The 17,041-nt window shown below is 70.8% G+C and carries 19 protein-coding genes and 1 pseudogene; 6 read left to right on the plus strand and 14 right to left on the minus strand.

Annotated features, from left to right (window positions below; translation table 11 throughout):
• Positions 1-326: 326 nt before the first annotated feature.
• From AB0G11_RS00005 to AB0G11_RS00055, 11 genes and pseudogenes are all read right to left on the minus strand, one after another.
• Positions 327-860, minus strand: a pseudogene (locus tag AB0G11_RS00005) (IS5 family transposase); the annotation flags it as partial.
• A gap of 14 nt (positions 861-874) precedes the next feature.
• Positions 875-1,375, minus strand: coding sequence for an IS5 family transposase (locus tag AB0G11_RS00010; protein ID WP_357582863.1), 501 nt, complete (start codon positions 1,373-1,375; stop codon positions 875-877).
• Between the two features lie 419 nt (positions 1,376-1,794).
• Positions 1,795-3,357 (minus strand): oleate hydratase, encoded by a 1,563-nt coding sequence (locus tag AB0G11_RS00015; protein ID WP_357582865.1) that lies wholly within the window; start codon positions 3,355-3,357, stop codon positions 1,795-1,797.
• Positions 3,358-3,462: 105 nt separating this feature from the next.
• On the minus strand, positions 3,463-3,900 hold the full coding sequence (locus AB0G11_RS00020) for a GNAT family N-acetyltransferase (RefSeq protein ID WP_357582867.1): 438 nt from the start codon (positions 3,898-3,900) through the stop codon (positions 3,463-3,465).
• A 129-nt stretch (positions 3,901-4,029) separates the two neighbouring features.
• Complete coding sequence (locus AB0G11_RS00025) at positions 4,030-4,242, minus strand: hypothetical protein (RefSeq protein ID WP_357582869.1); 213 nt, start codon at positions 4,240-4,242, stop codon at positions 4,030-4,032.
• A 272-nt stretch (positions 4,243-4,514) separates the two neighbouring features.
• On the minus strand, positions 4,515-4,907 hold the full coding sequence (locus AB0G11_RS00030) for a hypothetical protein (protein WP_357582871.1): 393 nt from the start codon (positions 4,905-4,907) through the stop codon (positions 4,515-4,517).
• Between the two features lie 62 nt (positions 4,908-4,969).
• Positions 4,970-5,404 (minus strand): protein-tyrosine phosphatase family protein, encoded by a 435-nt coding sequence (locus AB0G11_RS00035; protein ID WP_219504332.1) that lies wholly within the window; start codon positions 5,402-5,404, stop codon positions 4,970-4,972.
• A complete protein-coding gene (locus AB0G11_RS00040) occupies positions 5,401-5,949 on the minus strand; it encodes a CGNR zinc finger domain-containing protein (RefSeq protein WP_357582873.1) in 549 nt (182 codons plus the stop codon). Before AB0G11_RS00040 ends, AB0G11_RS00035 begins: the two co-directional genes overlap by 4 nt.
• 40 nt (positions 5,950-5,989) lie before the next feature.
• Positions 5,990-7,066, minus strand: a complete 1,077-nt coding sequence (locus AB0G11_RS00045; RefSeq protein ID WP_357582875.1) for a LacI family DNA-binding transcriptional regulator — start codon at positions 7,064-7,066, stop codon at positions 5,990-5,992.
• Positions 7,067-7,078: 12 nt separating this feature from the next.
• On the minus strand, positions 7,079-7,924 hold the full coding sequence (locus tag AB0G11_RS00050; protein ID WP_357582877.1) for a PfkB family carbohydrate kinase: 846 nt from the start codon (positions 7,922-7,924) through the stop codon (positions 7,079-7,081).
• Positions 7,924-8,925: an SIS domain-containing protein gene (locus AB0G11_RS00055; protein WP_357582879.1), complete on the minus strand. Its 1,002-nt coding sequence runs from the start codon at positions 8,923-8,925 to the stop codon at positions 7,924-7,926. The genes AB0G11_RS00050 and AB0G11_RS00055 overlap by 1 nt, the downstream gene beginning before the upstream one ends.
• Positions 8,926-9,094: 169 nt before the next feature.
• Here AB0G11_RS00055 and AB0G11_RS00060 point away from each other — a divergent pair, with 169 nt between their 5' ends.
• From AB0G11_RS00060 to AB0G11_RS00085, 6 genes are all read left to right on the plus strand, one after another.
• The gene (locus AB0G11_RS00060) at positions 9,095-10,417 is read left to right on the plus strand and encodes an ABC transporter substrate-binding protein (protein WP_357582881.1); all 1,323 of its coding nucleotides are present in this window, start codon (positions 9,095-9,097) and stop codon (positions 10,415-10,417) included.
• 8 nt (positions 10,418-10,425) lie between these two features.
• The gene (locus AB0G11_RS00065; protein ID WP_357582883.1) at positions 10,426-11,301 is read left to right on the plus strand and encodes a sugar ABC transporter permease; all 876 of its coding nucleotides are present in this window, start codon (positions 10,426-10,428) and stop codon (positions 11,299-11,301) included.
• The gene (locus AB0G11_RS00070) at positions 11,298-12,131 is read left to right on the plus strand and encodes a carbohydrate ABC transporter permease (RefSeq protein WP_357582885.1); all 834 of its coding nucleotides are present in this window, start codon (positions 11,298-11,300) and stop codon (positions 12,129-12,131) included. Before AB0G11_RS00065 ends, AB0G11_RS00070 begins: the two co-directional genes overlap by 4 nt.
• A 1-nt stretch (position 12,132) precedes the next feature.
• Positions 12,133-12,948, plus strand: a complete 816-nt coding sequence (locus tag AB0G11_RS00075; RefSeq protein ID WP_357582887.1) for a TIM barrel protein — start codon at positions 12,133-12,135, stop codon at positions 12,946-12,948.
• 70 nt (positions 12,949-13,018) lie between these two features.
• A complete protein-coding gene (locus tag AB0G11_RS00080) occupies positions 13,019-13,630 on the plus strand; it encodes an RNA polymerase sigma factor (RefSeq protein WP_219504320.1) in 612 nt (203 codons plus the stop codon).
• Between the two features lies 1 nt (position 13,631).
• Positions 13,632-14,510: a CU044_5270 family protein gene (locus tag AB0G11_RS00085; RefSeq protein WP_357583685.1), complete on the plus strand. Its 879-nt coding sequence runs from the start codon at positions 13,632-13,634 to the stop codon at positions 14,508-14,510.
• Positions 14,511-14,513: 3 nt separating this feature from the next.
• Here the strand turns inward: AB0G11_RS00085 and AB0G11_RS00090 are convergent, their stop codons facing one another.
• From AB0G11_RS00090 to AB0G11_RS00100, 3 genes are read right to left on the minus strand one after another with little or no spacing between them, the layout of a single operon-like run.
• Positions 14,514-15,122 (minus strand): response regulator transcription factor, encoded by a 609-nt coding sequence (locus AB0G11_RS00090; RefSeq protein WP_357582889.1) that lies wholly within the window; start codon positions 15,120-15,122, stop codon positions 14,514-14,516.
• Positions 15,123-15,180: 58 nt separating this feature from the next.
• The gene (locus AB0G11_RS00095) at positions 15,181-16,383 is read right to left on the minus strand and encodes a HAMP domain-containing sensor histidine kinase (RefSeq protein WP_219504314.1); all 1,203 of its coding nucleotides are present in this window, start codon (positions 16,381-16,383) and stop codon (positions 15,181-15,183) included.
• Positions 16,380-17,036: a response regulator transcription factor gene (locus AB0G11_RS00100; RefSeq protein WP_357582891.1), complete on the minus strand. Its 657-nt coding sequence runs from the start codon at positions 17,034-17,036 to the stop codon at positions 16,380-16,382. The genes AB0G11_RS00095 and AB0G11_RS00100 overlap by 4 nt, the downstream gene beginning before the upstream one ends.
• Between the last annotated feature and the right edge of the window lie 5 nt (positions 17,037-17,041).

A 17,041-nucleotide genomic window follows, 5' to 3' on the forward strand; every position in this document is an offset into this window, starting at 1 on the left:
GCTACCCCCCCTCCCGGCGACTGGGGGTTATACTGGTTTTATTGCGCTTTTTTGGGGGGCCGCGCCGGCGCCCCGGGCCCCCCCCCCGCGACCAGAGCGAAGAGATGGAAGCCGGCCGCCTTGTCGGCTGGCCAGCTGGCGGCCTCCAGCAATCCGGGGGTCAACTCCGCGCTACCAGCCGGAGGAGGCTAGCAGGTCCACTCAGGGGGCGTGATGGCCCAGTGAGGGCGTCCAAGGGGGTTGGGCGCGCATGCCGCTAGGCGCTAGTCCGCAGGTGGGCCGTAGAAATGGCTGCTAGGAGCTGTTTGGGGTTCGGATCATGTGGTTCAGGTGAGGACCTTCAACCACATGATCGAGCCTCGAAGAAGGAGCCCAGCCTCGTAGTTCTCTGGGGCTTTGTCATAGCGGGTAGCCAGACCACGCCACGTCTTGATCTTCTGGAAACAGCGTTCGACAGTGTTGCGCTGCCGGTAGCGGCCGGGATCGTAGCTGACGGGCCGTCCGCCGGCCGAACCCTTCCTCTTCCGGTTGGCCTGCTGATCACTCTTCTCCGGGATGATCGCGGTGATCCGGCGACGGCGCAGATAGGAACGGTTGGCCTTGGAGGAGTACGCCTTGTCCGCAGCCACCGCGGCAGGGCGGGTGCGAGGCCGGCCGGCCGGACCGCAGATGCGGATCTTGTCCAGGACGGTGATGAACCGCGGGCAGTCGGCGGCCTGCCCAGGCGTGAGCACGAAGGCCAGCGGCAGCCCGGCGGCGTCGACCGCGGCATGGATCTTGCTACTCAGCCCGCCTCGGGATCGGCCGAGCCCGGCAGCCTTCGCCCTGACCTTGCGGCGCCGCCGGGTGGCGCCGCGATCACGCACCGGCGACGCTAACGATGCGAACGTATGGCCCGTGTCGTTCGCGAAGTCCGTGCCGGGTGCGTCGGGCGTGACCTGCGGCGTATCACTCGCAGCACCGGCGGTTGCTCCGCAAGCGGCGCCCCCTTTTCCTCCGTCAGTGCCTGCTCCAGCGCATCCAGGGTCTCCCCGGCCACCGCCAGCCCGGCCGACTCCTGATGCGCCCGCACGATCGTGGAATCCACGCTGACCAGCTCCAGCCCCACCTGCCCGCGCGCTGCGGCCTCGGCGATCAGCGCATCCATCAGATGCTGGAACACCCCAGCCTTGGCCCAGCCGTTGAACCGGGAGTAGAGCGTGGACCAAGGCCCGTACCGTTCCGGCACGTCACGCCAGCCAGACCCGGTGCGAAACCGCCACAAGATTCCATTGAACTGATCACGCACCCGCCGGGGCAGCGGCCCGGTAGCCGCCACCGGCAAATGCGGCTCGATCAAAGCCCACTCAGCATCGGTCACATCGAAGCGCGCCACACCGGAGTTCTACCAGTCACAGCCAGCTCGCCGTCAGACCCGCCAAGATCCGAACCACAAACAGCTCCTAGTGGGGGTGCTAGATCTAGCAGGGCAGGCCGCTAGCGCTAGCAGGTGTCCAACCCTCTGGTGGAGGTGGTCATCGCTACTCTCGGCGCACCCCCAGCCACCCATTGGACGCTTTGCCGTACAGCCGCGAAGTACAGCAACCCGCAGGGACGGCGTGACACGTCCTGGCACACTGGCGGACGGTCGAGCGCAGGTCAGGCGCGCATCGGCCGTGATCCGAAAGCCTGGTCATTTGGCTGATAAGGAAGAGGTCCCAGGTTCAAGTCCTGGTAGCCCCACCCAGCCAGAAGGCCCGTCGGAATCATCCGGACGGGCCTTTGTCGTTGCCGGAGCCGGTCGGGCGCCACGGGTCAGCCGAGGGCGGTGCGGAGGGCGGAGGCGGCGATGCGGGGGTCGTTCATGCCGTGGTACATCGGCGGGATCTTCTTCTCGACGCCGTAGTGCCGGTAGACGGCGATCATGGCGGAGCGCACCGAGTATTCGACGGTGAAGACGACGTCCTCGGGGATCTCGACGAACTGGCCGAGGAAGGCGTAGTTCGTGGCGCCCTTGGGGATGACGCGGGGGCGGTCGCCGGGGGCGCGGCGCTGGAACTGGGCGTCGATGTATGGCATCTGCACGGTCGTGATCTGCGTGGTTTCGCGGACGTGGTCGGCGATGTCGTCGAAGCCGAGGTGGCCGAGGAGTTCGTCGAGGATCTCGGCGCCGGTGCAGTCGTCCATGGGCTTGTCCACGTAGTCGCCCGGCACGTCGCCGAACAGCGCGTAGCCCCAGAGGGTGAAGGTGTCGGGGTCCTGGTTGCGGAAGTGCGGCTGGGCCGGGACGACGATCGACAGCAGCCAGCGGGAGTCCTTCCAGGTCATGAGGGCGCCTTCGCCGGGGACGTTGCCGGTGTACTGGGTGATGCGGTCGAGCAGGGCGGGGCTGTGCATGGTGAGGGTGAAGGACTCCCATTTGGTCTCGGGGATGGAGCCGCAGAAGACGGCGGGGCGGCCGAAGTCGGGGGCTTTGCGGGCGATCGACTGCCACAGCCGCCAGGAGCCGTCGCGTTTGTCGCGGATCAGCTCGGGGACGGTGTCGCGGTCGCCGTACGTGGTGTCGGCGGTCATGGAGCCCAGGGTGAGGAACACGCGGTCGCCGGGGCCGACGTCGATCGGCCCGGCGCTGGTGTCGAGGGAGGCGAGGGTGCGGCAGGCGGGGTCGGTGAAGTGCGCGTCGTCGACGGTGACGCCGAACTCGGTCGTCACGCCGTGGGTCTCCAGCCGGCGTTGGATCGGCAGGATGATCGAGTCGTACTGGTTGTAGCGGCTTCGTCGTACGCCGGAGAGGGTGTGGATGCGGTCGAATTCCTGGACGAAGGCCAGGAAGTAGCGTTTGAGCTCGATCGCCGAGTGCCAGTTCTGGAAGGCGAACGTCGTACGCCACATGCACCAGAAGTTGCTGTCGAAGAACTCCGGCTGGAAGAAGTCGTCGATGCGGCGGCCGCCGATGACGTGTTCGGGCAGGGCGAGCAGGCGGGTCAGGTCCAGGCGGGCGCGGTTGTCGAGGCCGAGGCGGGAGGCGTCGGGGATGGAGCGGTCGCGCAGGATGATGCGGGCCTTGGCGTTGGTGGGGTGTTCGATGTTGAACGCCTTCATCTCCTGGCGGACGGAGATGGCCGGGTCGTCGAGGGTGGGGATGGTTTCCAGCAGGTTCCACAGGCAGATGTAGTGCTCTTCTTCGAACATGCGGCCGCCGCGCGTGACGTAGCCGCCTTCGGCGATAGGGGCCTTGGCGCCGTCCATGGAGCCGCCGGTGATGGGGAGCTGTTCGAGGATGCGGATGGAGTCGCCGGGCACGCCGGCGTCCCGGACGAGGAAGGCGGCGGCGGCCAGCCCGGCGATGCCGCCGCCCACGATGTACACCTGCGCCATTGGCTGACCGTCCCCGGCTCGGGCGGGGCCGCCCCCGCTTCGGGAAGGATCTTCCCGGTGGGCGGTCGAGTCAGGTCCCGTCGGCGGCCAAACCCCGGCAAACAGCTACGGGGTGACGTAGTGGTGGACGACGGCGGGTTCGCCGGTGCTGTCGAGCCAGTCGGCGCGGGTGGTGGCGACGCGGCGCCAGCCGGTGCGCTCGTAGAAGGCGATCGCGGCCTGCCCTTCGGCCGAGACCTCCAGCTTCAGTGGCGCCCGTACGGCGGCGCGTACGGTGTCGAGGAGCCGGGCGGCCAGGCCCTGGCCGCGTGCCGCCGGGGTGACGAACAGGCGGGTGATCTCGGCGTCCGCACCCAGGCCGACGTGCCCGTGCACCGCGCCGTCGACGTCGACGGCGATCCAGGCGGACGTCAGGCCGGCCGGGGTGAGCCAGGCGCCGGGGTCGGCGGGCCAGTCGACGGGGTAGCGGTCGGCGGCCTGGACCTGGGCGAGCGCCTCGACGCAGGCATCGAGGTCGGCGGGGGTGCGGGGGCGGATCCTCATGCCGGCGGCCGGGGGGCGGCCCGGTCGTGGAAGGCGCGCCGGTCACCGTGGCCGTCACCCGGCCCGTGTCGTCGGTGCCGGTCAGCTGCCGCTGCTCCAGCTCGCGCAGGGCGCCGGCGGACGCGTCGTTCACTTGGCGCCCTCCGCGGTGGCGGGCCGCCAGTTCTCGACCTCGGAGACGCTCTGGTCGAAGTGCAGGTCCCGGGTTCCCAGCGCGGGGTTGCCCATCTTGTAGAAGAGCCCCTCCAGGTCGTTGAGGTCGCCCTCGTACTTGTTGCAGACGTCCGCGAACTGCTTGAGCAGGTTGCCGGCGGCGGTGAGGAAGACGCCTGCCTGCGCCATGAGGGCGACGCGGCCGACACAGGCTGGGCCCGCAGGCTCGCCGGGGGAGGACATTGCGGCGTGTGCGCGCACGGGCTGAGCCCCGGGGAGACATCGCTGGGCACGCGGGGCACCTTCCTGCGAGGACGTGGCGTCGGAGGCGCGGGAAGCCTCCGTGACCTGCATGGGAAACGTGAGGACGCCGGTGGCTGCAGATCAAGCGTCAGTGTAGACGGCGATCTTGGAATGCGTCCATGCCGTACATACCGCCCATGCCGCCCACGGGACGGGGCTCAGGCTTCGGCGAGGGCGAGCCGGTCCCGGGCCCAGGCGGCCGCGGCGTCGGGGTCGACGGTGCCGAGGACGGCCAGGCCGCCCGGGCCGGGGTTCTGGACGAGGTCGGCCAGCGAGGGGGTGGCGACGATGCTGGCCATGCCCGCGCACCAGGCGGCGATCTCCTCGGCGTGCTGGGTCCAGAAGCCGTGCAGGATCTCCGTGGCGCCCTTCTCGGGGGCGCTGCGCTCGCGCTGGTCCATCACGATGGCGAACTGCCGGTTCTCGGCTTTGGCGCGGTCGAGGGTGGTGCGCAGGGCGTCGGCCAGTTCGGTGGCGTCCTGGACGGTGAGCCTGCCGTTCTGGCCGGCGTTGACGAGGGGCCAGGCGGTCAGGTCTACGAGGTTGCTCACGTGATCTCCTACAGCAGAAGGGGCAGGAGATTAGGTTAGGCTTACCTCGTTGATTGTCAACGTCAGCGCGGGAAGCGGGCTATCCAGCGGCGTTGCCACGGCGTCTCGACCGCCCGCCGGTGATGGTGCTCGCGGGTCCAGCGCACGGCCTCGGGCGGGGTGAGGCCGGACAGCACCGCGAGGCAGGCCAGGACGGTGCCGGTGCGGCCGATGCCGCCTCCGCAGGCGACCTCGACGGCCTCGCCCGCGCGGGCCCGGCCGTGCAGGGCGCGGATGTGCTCGACGGCCGCGTCACGGTCGCGCGGCAGCAGGAAGTCGGGCCATTCCAGCCAGTCGTGCGCCCAGGTCAGGCCGGCGTCGTGCTCGCGGCGCATCCGGGCCGAGCCCAGGTAGAGGCCGTAGGCGGGCACGGGGCCGGGCGGCAGCGGGTTGCGCAGGCCGCGGCCCCGGACCCAGGAGCCGTCGGGCAGTTGGAACGCCCCTTCCAGCCGGGTCATGAGCCGACTCGCTGACGCTCGCGGTGGTTGGCGACGTTGAGCCGGTTGCCGCACAGCTCGGGCGTGCAGTAGCGGCGCCGCCCGGCCCGGCTGACGTCGGCGAACACGCCCCGGCAGCCCGGCGCGAGGCAGGCGCGGAAGCGCTCGTGGCCCAGGGCCCGTACGACGCCGAGCAGCGCGACGCCGACCACCGTGGCCAGCGTGTCGGCGAGCGAGGCGTCGGGGGCGGTGGGCACGTACCACTGCCAGCGGCCGGCGGCGTCGCGGTCGAGCACGGGGGTGAGGCCGGCGCGGCGGGCCAGCACGGTGGCGCCCATGACCGCGTGCTCCTCGGTCTCCGTCTCCAGGACGCCGCGCGCCTCCCGGCGGAAGAGGTGGATCGCGAACAGGTCGTCACCGGACAGCGGCAGCTCGTGGCGGGCCAGGAACTCGGCCAGCGCCTCCGCGGTGGGCAGGCCCTCGGAGCCCCGTACGGTGGGCGAGGTCGACACGAGGTCGTTGGCCACCGCTGCGCCGTGGGCGTAGTCGGCGATGGGTATCAGCAAGAAACGCCTCCCTGTAACTGTTATAGGGAGACTATAACCCTTACACGGACGCGCGGGCGATCAGCCGGGAGCGCAACGTATGGGTCTCACGGGCCGGTTCGGCGCCCTCCAGCGCGTCGAGCAGCACCTGGGCGGCCTTGGCCCCCAGCTCGTGCACCGGCTGCTCGATCATCGTCAGCGGCGGCTCCATCACCGCCGCCCACGCGCTGTCGTCGAACCCGACCAGCGCCACGTCACGCGGATAGGCCAGCCCGGCCGCGCGCAGCGCCCGCAGCGCGCCGGTCACCGCGTCGGTCTCGGTGCAGAACAGCGCGGTGGGCCGGTCGGGCATCGCGAGCATCCGGCCGACCTCCTCGGTCGCCTGCTCCTCGGTCTTGCGCCCGACCATCACCAGCTCCGGATCGAACGGGATGCGCGCGTCGTCGAGCGCGTCGAGATAGCCGCGCAGCCGCTCGCCGTCGGTCCACAGGTTGCGCGCGGCCTCGGCCAGCAGCTCGCGCCGGGTGGCGGGCGGCCGGGCCATCGGCGGCCCCCACACGAACCCGATCCGCCGGTGCCCCGCCGCGATGATGGTCTCGACGGCCTCCCGGGCGGCGTCGCGGTTGTCGATGACGACGGTGTCGAGGTCGAGCGCGGCCACCGCGCGGTCGACCAGCACGACCGGCACCCGCTGCGTCGCCGCCCTGATGTGCGCGACCTCGTCCTTGCCGACCGCCGCCGACGACAGGATGACGCCGTCGACCCGCTTGTCGAGCAGCACGTTGACGGCCGCGACCTCCTCTTCGAGCTTCTCGTACGTGCTCAGCACGATCGTGTCGAAGCCCCGGGCCCGCGAGGTGTCGCAGATGCCGCGCACCACGCCGGCGAAGAACGGGTTGCCGATGTCGGCGACGATCACGCCGAGCGTGTGGCTGACCCCGGTCGACATGCTGCGCGCGAGCTTGTTGGCGCGGTAGCCCAGCTTCTCGGCGGCGGCGAGCACCCGCTCGCGCAGCTCGGGGCTGACGTATCCATAGCCGCCGAGCGTGCGCGCCGCCGTGGCGCGGCCGACGCCGGCCTCGGCGGCCACCTCGGAGATCGTCGGCTGGCCCGCCGCCTGCCCCCGATCAGCAGGCATGGATGCCGTCCCTCATTTCTCGATTCTAGACAAGATCGGCCGCCCGCCGCCGAACGCGCCCTCGACCAGGCACTGCTCGTAGGCGGCCGTCGCGCCGTCGCGCAGCGCCCGCTCCAGCGCCGCCCGCTGCCAGCCGGCGCGCAGCAGCGAGACCGCGAACCCGGCCAGGAACGCGTCGCCGCAGCCCATCGTGTCGACCGGCTCGGCCACGGGCAGCGCCCCGGCCGACACGGTCACCTCGCCGTCGTGCGCGATCGCGCCCTCGACGCCGCGGGTGGCCAGCGCGATCCCGGCGCCGCGCCGGACGACCTGCCCCAGCAGCGCCTCGGTGGCGGGCACGTCCAGGTGGGAGCAGGACAGCAGCACCAGGTCGGCGTGCGGGCAGACCCGGTCCAGGTAGGCGGGGGTGCGGAACTCGTCCTCGCTGGACAGGTCGTAGCTGACCCGGGTGCGCAGCTTGGGCAGCTCGCTCTCGCTGCGCGAGTAGACGCTGGAGTGGACCAAATCGAAGGAGGAGGCGTACGCGACGAGCCCGGCGTCGAGGACGAGCGGTTCGCGCACGGTGACTCCCCCGCCGTTCCAGCCCAGGAAGACGCGGTCGCCGTCGTCGACCCGCAGGTGTGACACGCCGGTCTCGCCGGGCCGCACCACGCACCGGTCGACGGCGACGCCCTGGGCGGCGATCGACTCGCGCAGGAACGGCCCGAGCTCGTCGTCGCCGAACACTCCCAGGTACGCGGCTTCGACGCCGAGGCGGCGGGCGAACACCGCCACGTTCACGCTGTTGCCGCCCGGATAGTCGATGCCGCGGTCGAGGAACCGGTCGACGATGTTGTCGCCGAAGCCGAGCACCTTCATCAGTAGTCCATCACCCGGTAATAGCGGCGCAGGTCGAGCGAATGGTCACGGACCCGCTCCAGGTGCTTGCTGACGCGGCTCAGCACGGTGTCGAGGACGAGCGGCCCGAGCAGGCCGCGGAACTCGGGGCTGATGCCGTCGAGCGGGTAGTCGCGGGTGTCGAAGACGGTGACGTCCTGCGACACGCGGCGGGCGAAGGCGATGGCCCGGTCGGTGAGCGGGCGCGACTCGTCCTCGCCCTGGAAGATCAGCACGCTGGTGCCGGCTTCGAGCAGCTCCAGGGAGCCGTGGAAGAACTCGGCGCTGTGCACGCGGGTGGTGCGCAGCCACTGCATCTCCTCCAGGATGCACATCGAGTACAGGTACGTGAACCCCCACAGGTTCCCGCCGCCGATGAGGAAGTGGTAGTCGGTGTCGCGGTGCGCCTCGGCGAAGGCGGCGGCCACGGGTTCGGCCTGCCTGGCCACCTCGACGAGGACGCGCGGGATGTCGGCCAGCTCGCCGGCGAGCTTGGCGTAGCCGTCGAACTCGCCCCGGCGCTCCAGCAGGCGGCCCATGAACAGCAGCATCTGGAAGTCGAACGGCCACGTCTTCGGCTCGCTGATCAGCGCCTCGTCGACCTGCTGGGCGACGGGGGAGTCGGCGTAGCCGGTGAAGCCGATCGTGCGGGCGCCCTTGGCACGGCAGAACTCGATGGCCCGCACCACGTCGTCGGTGGTGCCGGTGACCGAGGTGAAGACGGCCACGGTGCGCTCGCCGAGCCTGGCGTCGCCGGTCACGACGAGCTCGGCCGCGATGGCCGAGCGCACGTCCAGCGTCGAGGTGCGCCGGGCCAGGTGCTCGTACGGCCACATCTGGGCGTAGGTGCCGCCGGCGCCGACCAGCAGCAGGTTGTCGAACCCCTCGTCCACCAGCCGATCGACAAGCTCCTCGATCTTGGGGCGCAGGGCCACGGCGCTGGCGGCCTGCTTGACGAATTCCGGCTCATCGAACTTGAGCATGTTGCGCGTCCTTTCAACCTGATACCGGTATCACGCGGTGGTCACGGTGGCATATCTCGACTGAACCCGTCAACACGTCGGCAAACAGAAGATCTTGAAATCAGGTCTGGTACCGGTATCAGAATCGCTGTAATGTCGCTCGGCACCAGCTCCGAGAGAAAGGAAGCCCATGCGCTCTCGCGCTCTGACGACGCTCGCGGCACTCGTCGGGACCTCGGTGCTCACCCTCGCAGGCTGCGCAGGAGAGCCGGCCCAGGCTCCCCCGGCAGCCGACGTCACCGCCACGCCCGAGTTCTCCGGCACCCTGAGCGTCCTCACCAAGTTCGCCGGGGAGCCGCTCAGCCCCTACTTCGAGAAGCTCGCCGCCGAGTATCAGCGCGCGCACCCCGAGGTGAAGGTCGAGCTCATCCAGGAGACCGACCAGAGCATCAAGGACAAGCTCAAGACCCTCACCGCCTCGAACGCGCTGCCGGACGTCTTCTTCACCTGGACCGGCAACTGGGCGGAGAACTACGTGCGCGGCGGCCGGGCAGCCGACCTCACCAAGGTGATCGGCCCGGACACCCCCTGGGGCAGGACGTTCAGCCAGGCGTCACTGTCGGCCTTCGCCTACGACGGCAAGTTCTACGGCATCCCGCTCTACAACAACGGCAAGTTCATGGGCTACAACAAGGACGCCTTCGCCAAGGCCGGCATCGAGGTGCCGAAGACGTTCGAGGAGCTGATCGGGAGCTGCGCCACGCTGCGGAAGGCCGGCTACGAGCCGATCACGTTCGGCAACAAGGACGGCTGGCCCGCGCTGCACTACCTCCAGCAGCTCTTCGCCTACAACGTGCCGCCCGACACGCTGCGCGCCGACTTCGCCCCGGCGACGGCCAAGCTCGACCACCCCGGCTACGTGGCCTCCCTCAAGCAGTTCAAGACGCTGGTCGACCAGTGCACCGACACCCGCGAGGGCACCAACGGCGTGCTGTACAGCTCGGCGCAGGAGGCGTTCTCCAACGGCAAGGCGGCCATGTACTACCAGGAGATCCTGGAGTTCGACAACGCCACCTCCGGCAAGGTCGTCAAGCCGGACGACTTCGGCATCTTCCCGCTGCCGGTCCCCCAGGGCGCGGCCGGCGACCCGAAGGTGATCGAGGGCGCGCCCGAGGGCTACCTGATCAACGCCGCCTCGCCGCGTGCCGCGCTGGCCGTCGACTTCATGAAGTTCGTGACGAACCCGGACAACGCCAAGACCCTGTCCGCGCCCCCGTACGGCCAGCCGAGCACGGTCGTGGGAGCCGTCACCCCCGAGACCTCCAGCAAGGCCGTGTACGAGGGCATCGACCTGGTCAACAAGGCGTCCGGCCTGGCCATCTGGCTCGACACCGTCACCGTGCCCGAGGTCGCCGACGCGTGGCTGTCGGGCGGCGAGGCGCTCATCAGCGGCGGCAAGACTCCCGAGCAGGTGCTCGACAGCGTGCGCCAGGCCTCGGCGTCCGCCAGGTAGGCGAGCCGGTGCGCGCCATCATCCGCCTGACCTGGGTCGTCCCCGCGCTCGTCCTCGTCGGCGTGTTCGTCTACCTGCCGCTGGTGCAGAACTTCGGCTTCAGCACGCTGGAATGGGACATCTACAGCGGCAGCCGCGAATACGTCGGCCTGGACAACTACCGCAAGCTCGTCGGCGACCCGGTCTTCTGGTCCTCCTTCGGCAACAACCTGCTCTACGCGGCGATCTCCGTCGCCGTCCAGGTGTTCGGCGCGCTCGTGCTGGCCGCGCTCATCGAGAGCGTCCGCTCCGAGCGGTGGCGGCGCGGCCTGCGGGTGGTCTACTTCATCCCGTCGGCGATCTCCCTGACGGTCGCGGGCCTGCTGTTCTACTTCCTGTACGAGCCCAACCTCGGCGTGCTCAACCACGCGCTGGAGGCGGCCGGGCTCGGCCACCTGGCCCAGGCGTGGCTCGGCCAGGAGGACACCGCCATGCTCGCCGTCATCGCGATGAGCCAGTGGCAGGGGTTCGGCTACTCGACGCTGCTGTTCGCGGTGGCGATCCAGCGCATCCCGTCGGAGATCTACGGGGCCGCCGCCATCGACGGGACCGGGCCGGTGCGCCGCTTCTTCAGCGTGACGCTGCCGCTGGTGCGGGAGATGACCGGGCTGATGACCATGGTCACGATCTCGGGCGCGTTCCAGGTGTTCAACGAGGTCATGGTGATGACCGGCGGCGGGCCGGACAACTCCACCCAGGTGCTGGGGACGTGGCTGTACCGCAGCGGTTTCGTGCGCAACGACTTCGGCTACGCGGCGGCGATCGCGACCGTGCTGTTCGTGATCACGCTCGCGGTGGCGCTGGCGCAGCTCTGGGTGACCAGCAGGAGAAGGGTGGAGTGGTGAGCCGGCTGAGCTTCGCGGGCGCGCTCGCGCGCGTCTTCACGTGGGCGTTCCTGCTCGCGCTCGTGGTGGTCGTGGTCTATCCCCTGCTGTGGATGGTGCTCAACGGGTTCAAGACCAACGCCGAGCTGTTCGGCGACCCGTTCGCGCTGCCGGTGGACTGGAGCTTCGCCAACTACGCCAAGGCGTGGAACCGGGGCGTGAGCGGCTACCTCACCACGAGCGTGCTGGTGACCGTGACCTCGACGGTCGCCACCGTGTTCGTCAGCGCTTGGGCTGCCTACGGGCTGACCCGGGTGGACATCCCGCTCAACAAGGTGTTCACCGGGCTGATCCTCGGCGGGCTGATGCTGGCCCCGACCGTGGCGCTGGTGCCGCTGGTCAAGATGTTCCAGTCGATGGGGCTCTACAACAGCTTCTGGGCGCTGCTGATTCTCTACACGGCGTTCCGGATCCCGTTCACGACGTTCCTCATCCGCGCGTACATGATCGACCTGCCGCGCGAGGTGGACGAGGCGGCGGAGATGGACGGGGCCGGGAGGTGGACCGCGTTCTGGCGGATCATCCTGCCGATGTGCAAGCCGATCATCACCTCGGTCGTGCTGCTGCAGATCCTGTTCACCTGGAACGAGTACCTGTTCGCGATGGTGTTCACCAGCGGCAGCGGCGTGCAGACGCTGCCTGTCGGGCTGACCAGCCTGATGAGCAAGCACGGGACCGAGTTCCCCGTCGTGTTCGCCGGGATGGTCATCGCGGCGGTGCCGGTGGTGCTCTTGTTCCTTTTCGGTCAGCGTTACATCGTCAAAGGACTGGCGGACGGGATTGGGAAATAGCGTGAACATCACCGGATCGAACTTCTCCTACCAGCACCTGCCGTTCGAGCGGTTCCTCGACGACGCGGCCGACCTCGGTCGGTCCGAGCTGGAGCTGTGGGGGATCGCGCCGCACCTGCACGTGCCCCGGGCGAGCGACGCCGAGGCGCGGGCGATCCGGCGGCAGGCCGAATCGCGCGGGCTGCGGGTGCGCTGCCTGACCCCCGAGCAGGTGATGTACCCGGTCAACGTGGCCTCGCCGGTGACCTGGCTGCGGGCCGAGAGCGTCGCGATGTTCCGCCGCGCCGCCGAGCTGTGCGTGGAGCTCGGGGCCGAGCTGCTGCTGCTCACGCCGGGGCGCGGGTTCGAGGACGAACCGGTCGAGGCCGCCTGGCGGCGCTCGGTCGACGCCGTCGGCGAGATCGCCGCCTACGCGGGCGCGCTGGGCGTCACGTGCGTGCTCGAACCGCTCCAGCGGGTGGAGTCCAACCTGGTCAACGACTCCCGCACGCTGGCCAGGATGCTGGACGAGATCGGCGCGCCGAACCTGGGAGCGGTGCTCGACACCGTCGGCATGGCGACGGCGGGGGAGGGCGTGGACGACTACTTCGACGCGCTCGGCGACCGGGTCCGTCACGTGCACCTGATCGACGGGAGCCCCGCCGGGCACCTGGCCTGGGGTGACGGGGAGCTGCCGCTGGGCGACTACCTGGAGGCGCTGGGCCGCCGGGGGTACGGCGGGGCGATGACGTTCGAGCTGTTCGGCGACGGGTCCTACGCCTTCGATCCGCGCCCGGTGGTGGAACGCTGCCTGGAGGCCGTCCGTACTTTTTCGTGAAAAAGCGGGAACCGTGACCGCGCGGGGTGGCAATCACTCATGTCAGTGCCCACCCCGAAAGGTCCTTGAGATGCGACAACAGCGCTCGCCGCTCGCCGAGCCCGGGACGGCCGGTGACGCCGAGGTGATCGCGCGCTCCCGGCACGATCCCGAGGCGTTCGCCGCCCTGTTCACCCGGCACGCGCCCGCGCTCAAGCGGTACGTGGTCCGCCGGCTGGGCGTCGAGGCGGCCGAGGACGTCGTGGCGGAGACGTTCACCGCCGCCTTCCGGCAGCGCGGCACGTACGACCTGACCCGCGCCGACGCGCGCCCCTGGCTGTACGGGATCGCCACCAATCTCATCGGCAGGCACCGCCGCAGCGAGATCTCCCTCTACCGGGCCCTGAGCCGTACGGGGGCGGACCCGGTCGTGGAGCCGTTCACCGATCGCGTCGAGGGCCGGGTGGCCGCCGCCGAGGTGCGCGGCCGGCTGGCTGCCGCGCTCGCGGGCCTGCCCGCCGGGCACCGGGACGCGCTGCTGCTGGTGGCGTGGGGCGAGTTCAGCTACGAGGACGCGGCCAGGTCGCTCGGCGTGGCCGTGGGGACGGTGCGCTCACGGGTCTTCCGGGCCAGGAAGAAGCTGCGCCGGGCACTGGGCGAGGTCGACCCCACCGCTACGAGCGAGGAGTACGGACGTGGATGAGATGGAGCTGCTCACCCGGCTGCGGGACGAGGTTCCGCGCGACCTGGACGTACGCGCCGAGGAGGCCCGGCTGCGGTCGGCCATGACGGCCGCGGCCGGCGGCGGCGCGCGCCGGCTTCCCCGCTGGCGGCTGGGGGTGGCACTGGTGGGGGCCTTCGGGCTGGCGGCGGCCGGGTTCGCGGTGCTGCGTGACGACGAGCCCGCGGTGAAGCCGCCGCCGCTCACCGCCGCCGCCGTGCTGGAGGACGCCGCGCTCGTCGCCGAGAAGTCCGACATGCCGGACATCCGGCCTGACCAGTGGATCTACATGAAAGAGGGCCAGCCGGTCCCCGAGCTGCCCGTGTACGAGTCCTGGACCCGGATGGACGGCAAGCTGGCGGCCATCCGCGAGCCCGGCGGCGAACTCAAGATCAGCGAGGCCGAGAAGGGCCCGGCGAACCCCGGCAAGACGCAGGCCGAGCTGGAGCGCCTGCCCGACGACCCCGACCGGCTGCTGGCGCACATCCGCACGCTCGCCCCCCGGGCCGGGTCCATCTGCCAGCCGAACTGCCCGCCCGGCACCGAGGACGACGTGAACGCCTTCGGCACGATCCAGTGGTATCTGAAGTTCGGGCCGATCATCCCGCCGGAGAAGGCCGCGGCCATGTTCCGGGCCCTGGGCAGGATCCCGAACGTCCGGATCGAGGAGAACGTCGACGCCGGCTTCGGCCGCAAGGGCCTCGGCGTCGTGCTCGACCTCGGGGAGGCGGGGAAGGGCTACACGATCCTGGACCCCGTCGACTACGACTACCTGGGCTGGAAGGCCGTGCGCGACGGCACGGAGTTCGCGATGCCCGTGCTGGCCACGGCCCTGGTGGACGAGGCCGGTCAGGTGCCCTGAGGCTCACAGCCAGCCGCGCTCGTCGGCGATCCGGACCGCCTCGGCTCGGGTGCGCGCCCCCGTCTTGCCGATCGCGGACGACAGATGGTTGCGCACCGTGCCCTCCGACAGGCTGAACCGGCGGGCCAGGTCGGCGACGGTCCCGCCGTCGGCGGCGGCGAGCAGGATCTCCCGCTCCCGCCAGGTCAGCGGGCAGGGACCGCCGGCCAGCGACTCGGCGGCCAGCACCGGGTCCACCACGCGCAGCCCGGCGTGCACCTTCCTGATCGTCTCGACGAGCGCCTCGGGGGAGACGTCCTTGACCACGAACCCGGCCGCGCCCGACGCCATCGCCCTGCTCAGGTAGCCCGGCCTGCCGAACGTCGTCAGCATGATCACCCGGCAGCCGAGCTCCGTCAGCCCGGCGACCGTGGTCAGGCCGTCCCTGCCGGGCATCTGGATGTCGAGCAGCACCACGTCGGGGCGCAGCCGGCCGGCCGCGGCCAGCGCCTCGTCCCCGTCGGCCGCCTCGCCGACGACCTCCAGACCGGGCTCCAGCCGCAGCAGCGCGGCCAGCGCGCGGCGCAGCAGCGTCTGGTCGTCGGCGAGCAGCACCTTGATCGCGCTGCGCATGATGATCTCAACATAACCCGGTCGGAATCCCGTGTTAAGGGGCCGCGTCTGGCCGGCGTCACGGCATCCAGGTCGCCGCTCTCGGCAGCGTCGCCGTGATGATCAGCCCGCCGCCCTCGCGCGGGCGCGCCGTCACGTCGCCGCCGTGCGCGCGCGCCACCGACCGGACGATCGACAGGCCCAGCCCGGCGCTCCGCCCCGTCACCAGCCGGTCCCCGCCCAGCTTGCGGAACGGCTTGAACAGCTCCGGGATGTCGTACGGCGGCACGACCGGCCCGGTGTTGACCACGGTCACCGTGACCTGCCCGCCCGACGCGCTCCGGCTCGACACCCTGACCCAGCCGGTGCCGTCGTGCGTGTTGTGCCGGATGCCGTTCTCCACCAGGTTCGTCACCAGGCGTTCGAGGAGCAGCGCGTCACCGCTGGTGGGCGCGGGGAACGCCTCCTCGTGCACCGTCACCTTCTCCTGCGCGGCCTCCGGCGCCGTCTGGCCCACCACGTGCGACACCACGTCGGCCAGGTCGACCGGCGAGCGGTCGGCGATCTCGTGCTCGGCGCGGGCCAGCAGCAGCAGGCCCGAGATGAGCCGCTCGTGCCTGGCGTTGATCTCCAGCAGGCTCTCGCCGAGCTGCTTGACGTCCGCGGAGGCCGTACGCCGGTGCATGGCCAGCTCCACCAGCGCCCGGTTCAGCGTGAGCGGGGTGCGCAGCTCGTGCGAGGCGTTGGCGACGAACCGGCGCTGGCCGTCGAAGGAGTGGGCCAGCCGCTCCACCATCGTGTCGAAGGTGTCGGCCAGCTCCTTGACCTCGTCCCGGGGGCCGTCCAGGGCGATCCGTGCGGCCAGGCCCCGGTCGGCGATCGGGGCGGCGGCGATCTGCCGGGCGGTCGCGGTCACCCGGTGCAGCGGCGCCAGCACCCGGCCGGCCACCAGCCAGCCCAGCCCGAACGCCAGCACCCCCACCACGGCCAGCGCGATCAGCCCCTGCACGATCAGCGACGTGAGCGCCGCGCCGCGCAACTCCTCCTCCTGCTGCCGGATGAGCGCGAGCGACGCCTCCGGGCCGAGCGGCACCCCGTCCACCATGATGCTGAGGAACTTCCTGTTCCCGCTGTCGTCCCGGTCGCCGTACTTGTTCTCGAAGATCCGGGTCACCTCCTGGTTGAACAGCAGGTACGTGACGCCGAGCAGCACCAGCCCGGCCACCAGGAACACCGCGCCGTAGACGACGGTGAGCCGGACCCGCAGCGAGATCGACCTCATGAGATGCGGTATCCGGCGCCCAGCACGGTCTCCACGATCGGCGGGTCGCCGAGCTTGCGGCGCAGTTTGAGGATCGTCAGCCGCACCACGCCCGTGAACGGGTCGGCGTGCTCGTCCCATGCCTTCTCCAGCAGCTGTTCGGTGGACACCACCGCCCCGTCGGCCCGCAGCAGCTCGGCCAGCACCGCGAACTCCTTGTTCGACAGCGGCACGTACCGGTCGTTGCGATAGACCTCGCGGCGGGCCGGATCGAGCGTGATCCCGGCCCGCCGCAGCACCGGCGGCGCGGCCGGGCGCGCCCGCCGCCCCAGCGCGTGCACCCGCGCGGCCAGCTCCACGAACGCGAACGGCTTGGCCAGATAGTCGTCGGCGCCCAGCGACAGCCCCGTCACCCGGTCGCCGATCTCCCCGGCGGCGGTCAGCATCAGCACCCGCGCCGTCGACTCCGACGCCACCAGCTCCCGGCACACGTCGTCGCCGTGCACGAGCGGCAGGTCCCGGTCCAGGATGACCACGTCGTAGTCGTTGACCGCGATCCGCTCCAGCGCCGCCTCGCCGTCGTGCGCGGTGTCGACCGCGTGCGTCTCGTCCCGCAGCCACTCGGCGATCGCGTCGGCGAGAATCCGCTCGTCCTCCACCACCAGCACGCGCATGCCCA

Source organism: Nonomuraea sp. NPDC023979, from assembly GCF_040639085.1.
Taxonomy (GTDB): Bacteria; Actinomycetota; Actinomycetes; order Streptosporangiales; family Streptosporangiaceae; genus Nonomuraea; species Nonomuraea ceibae.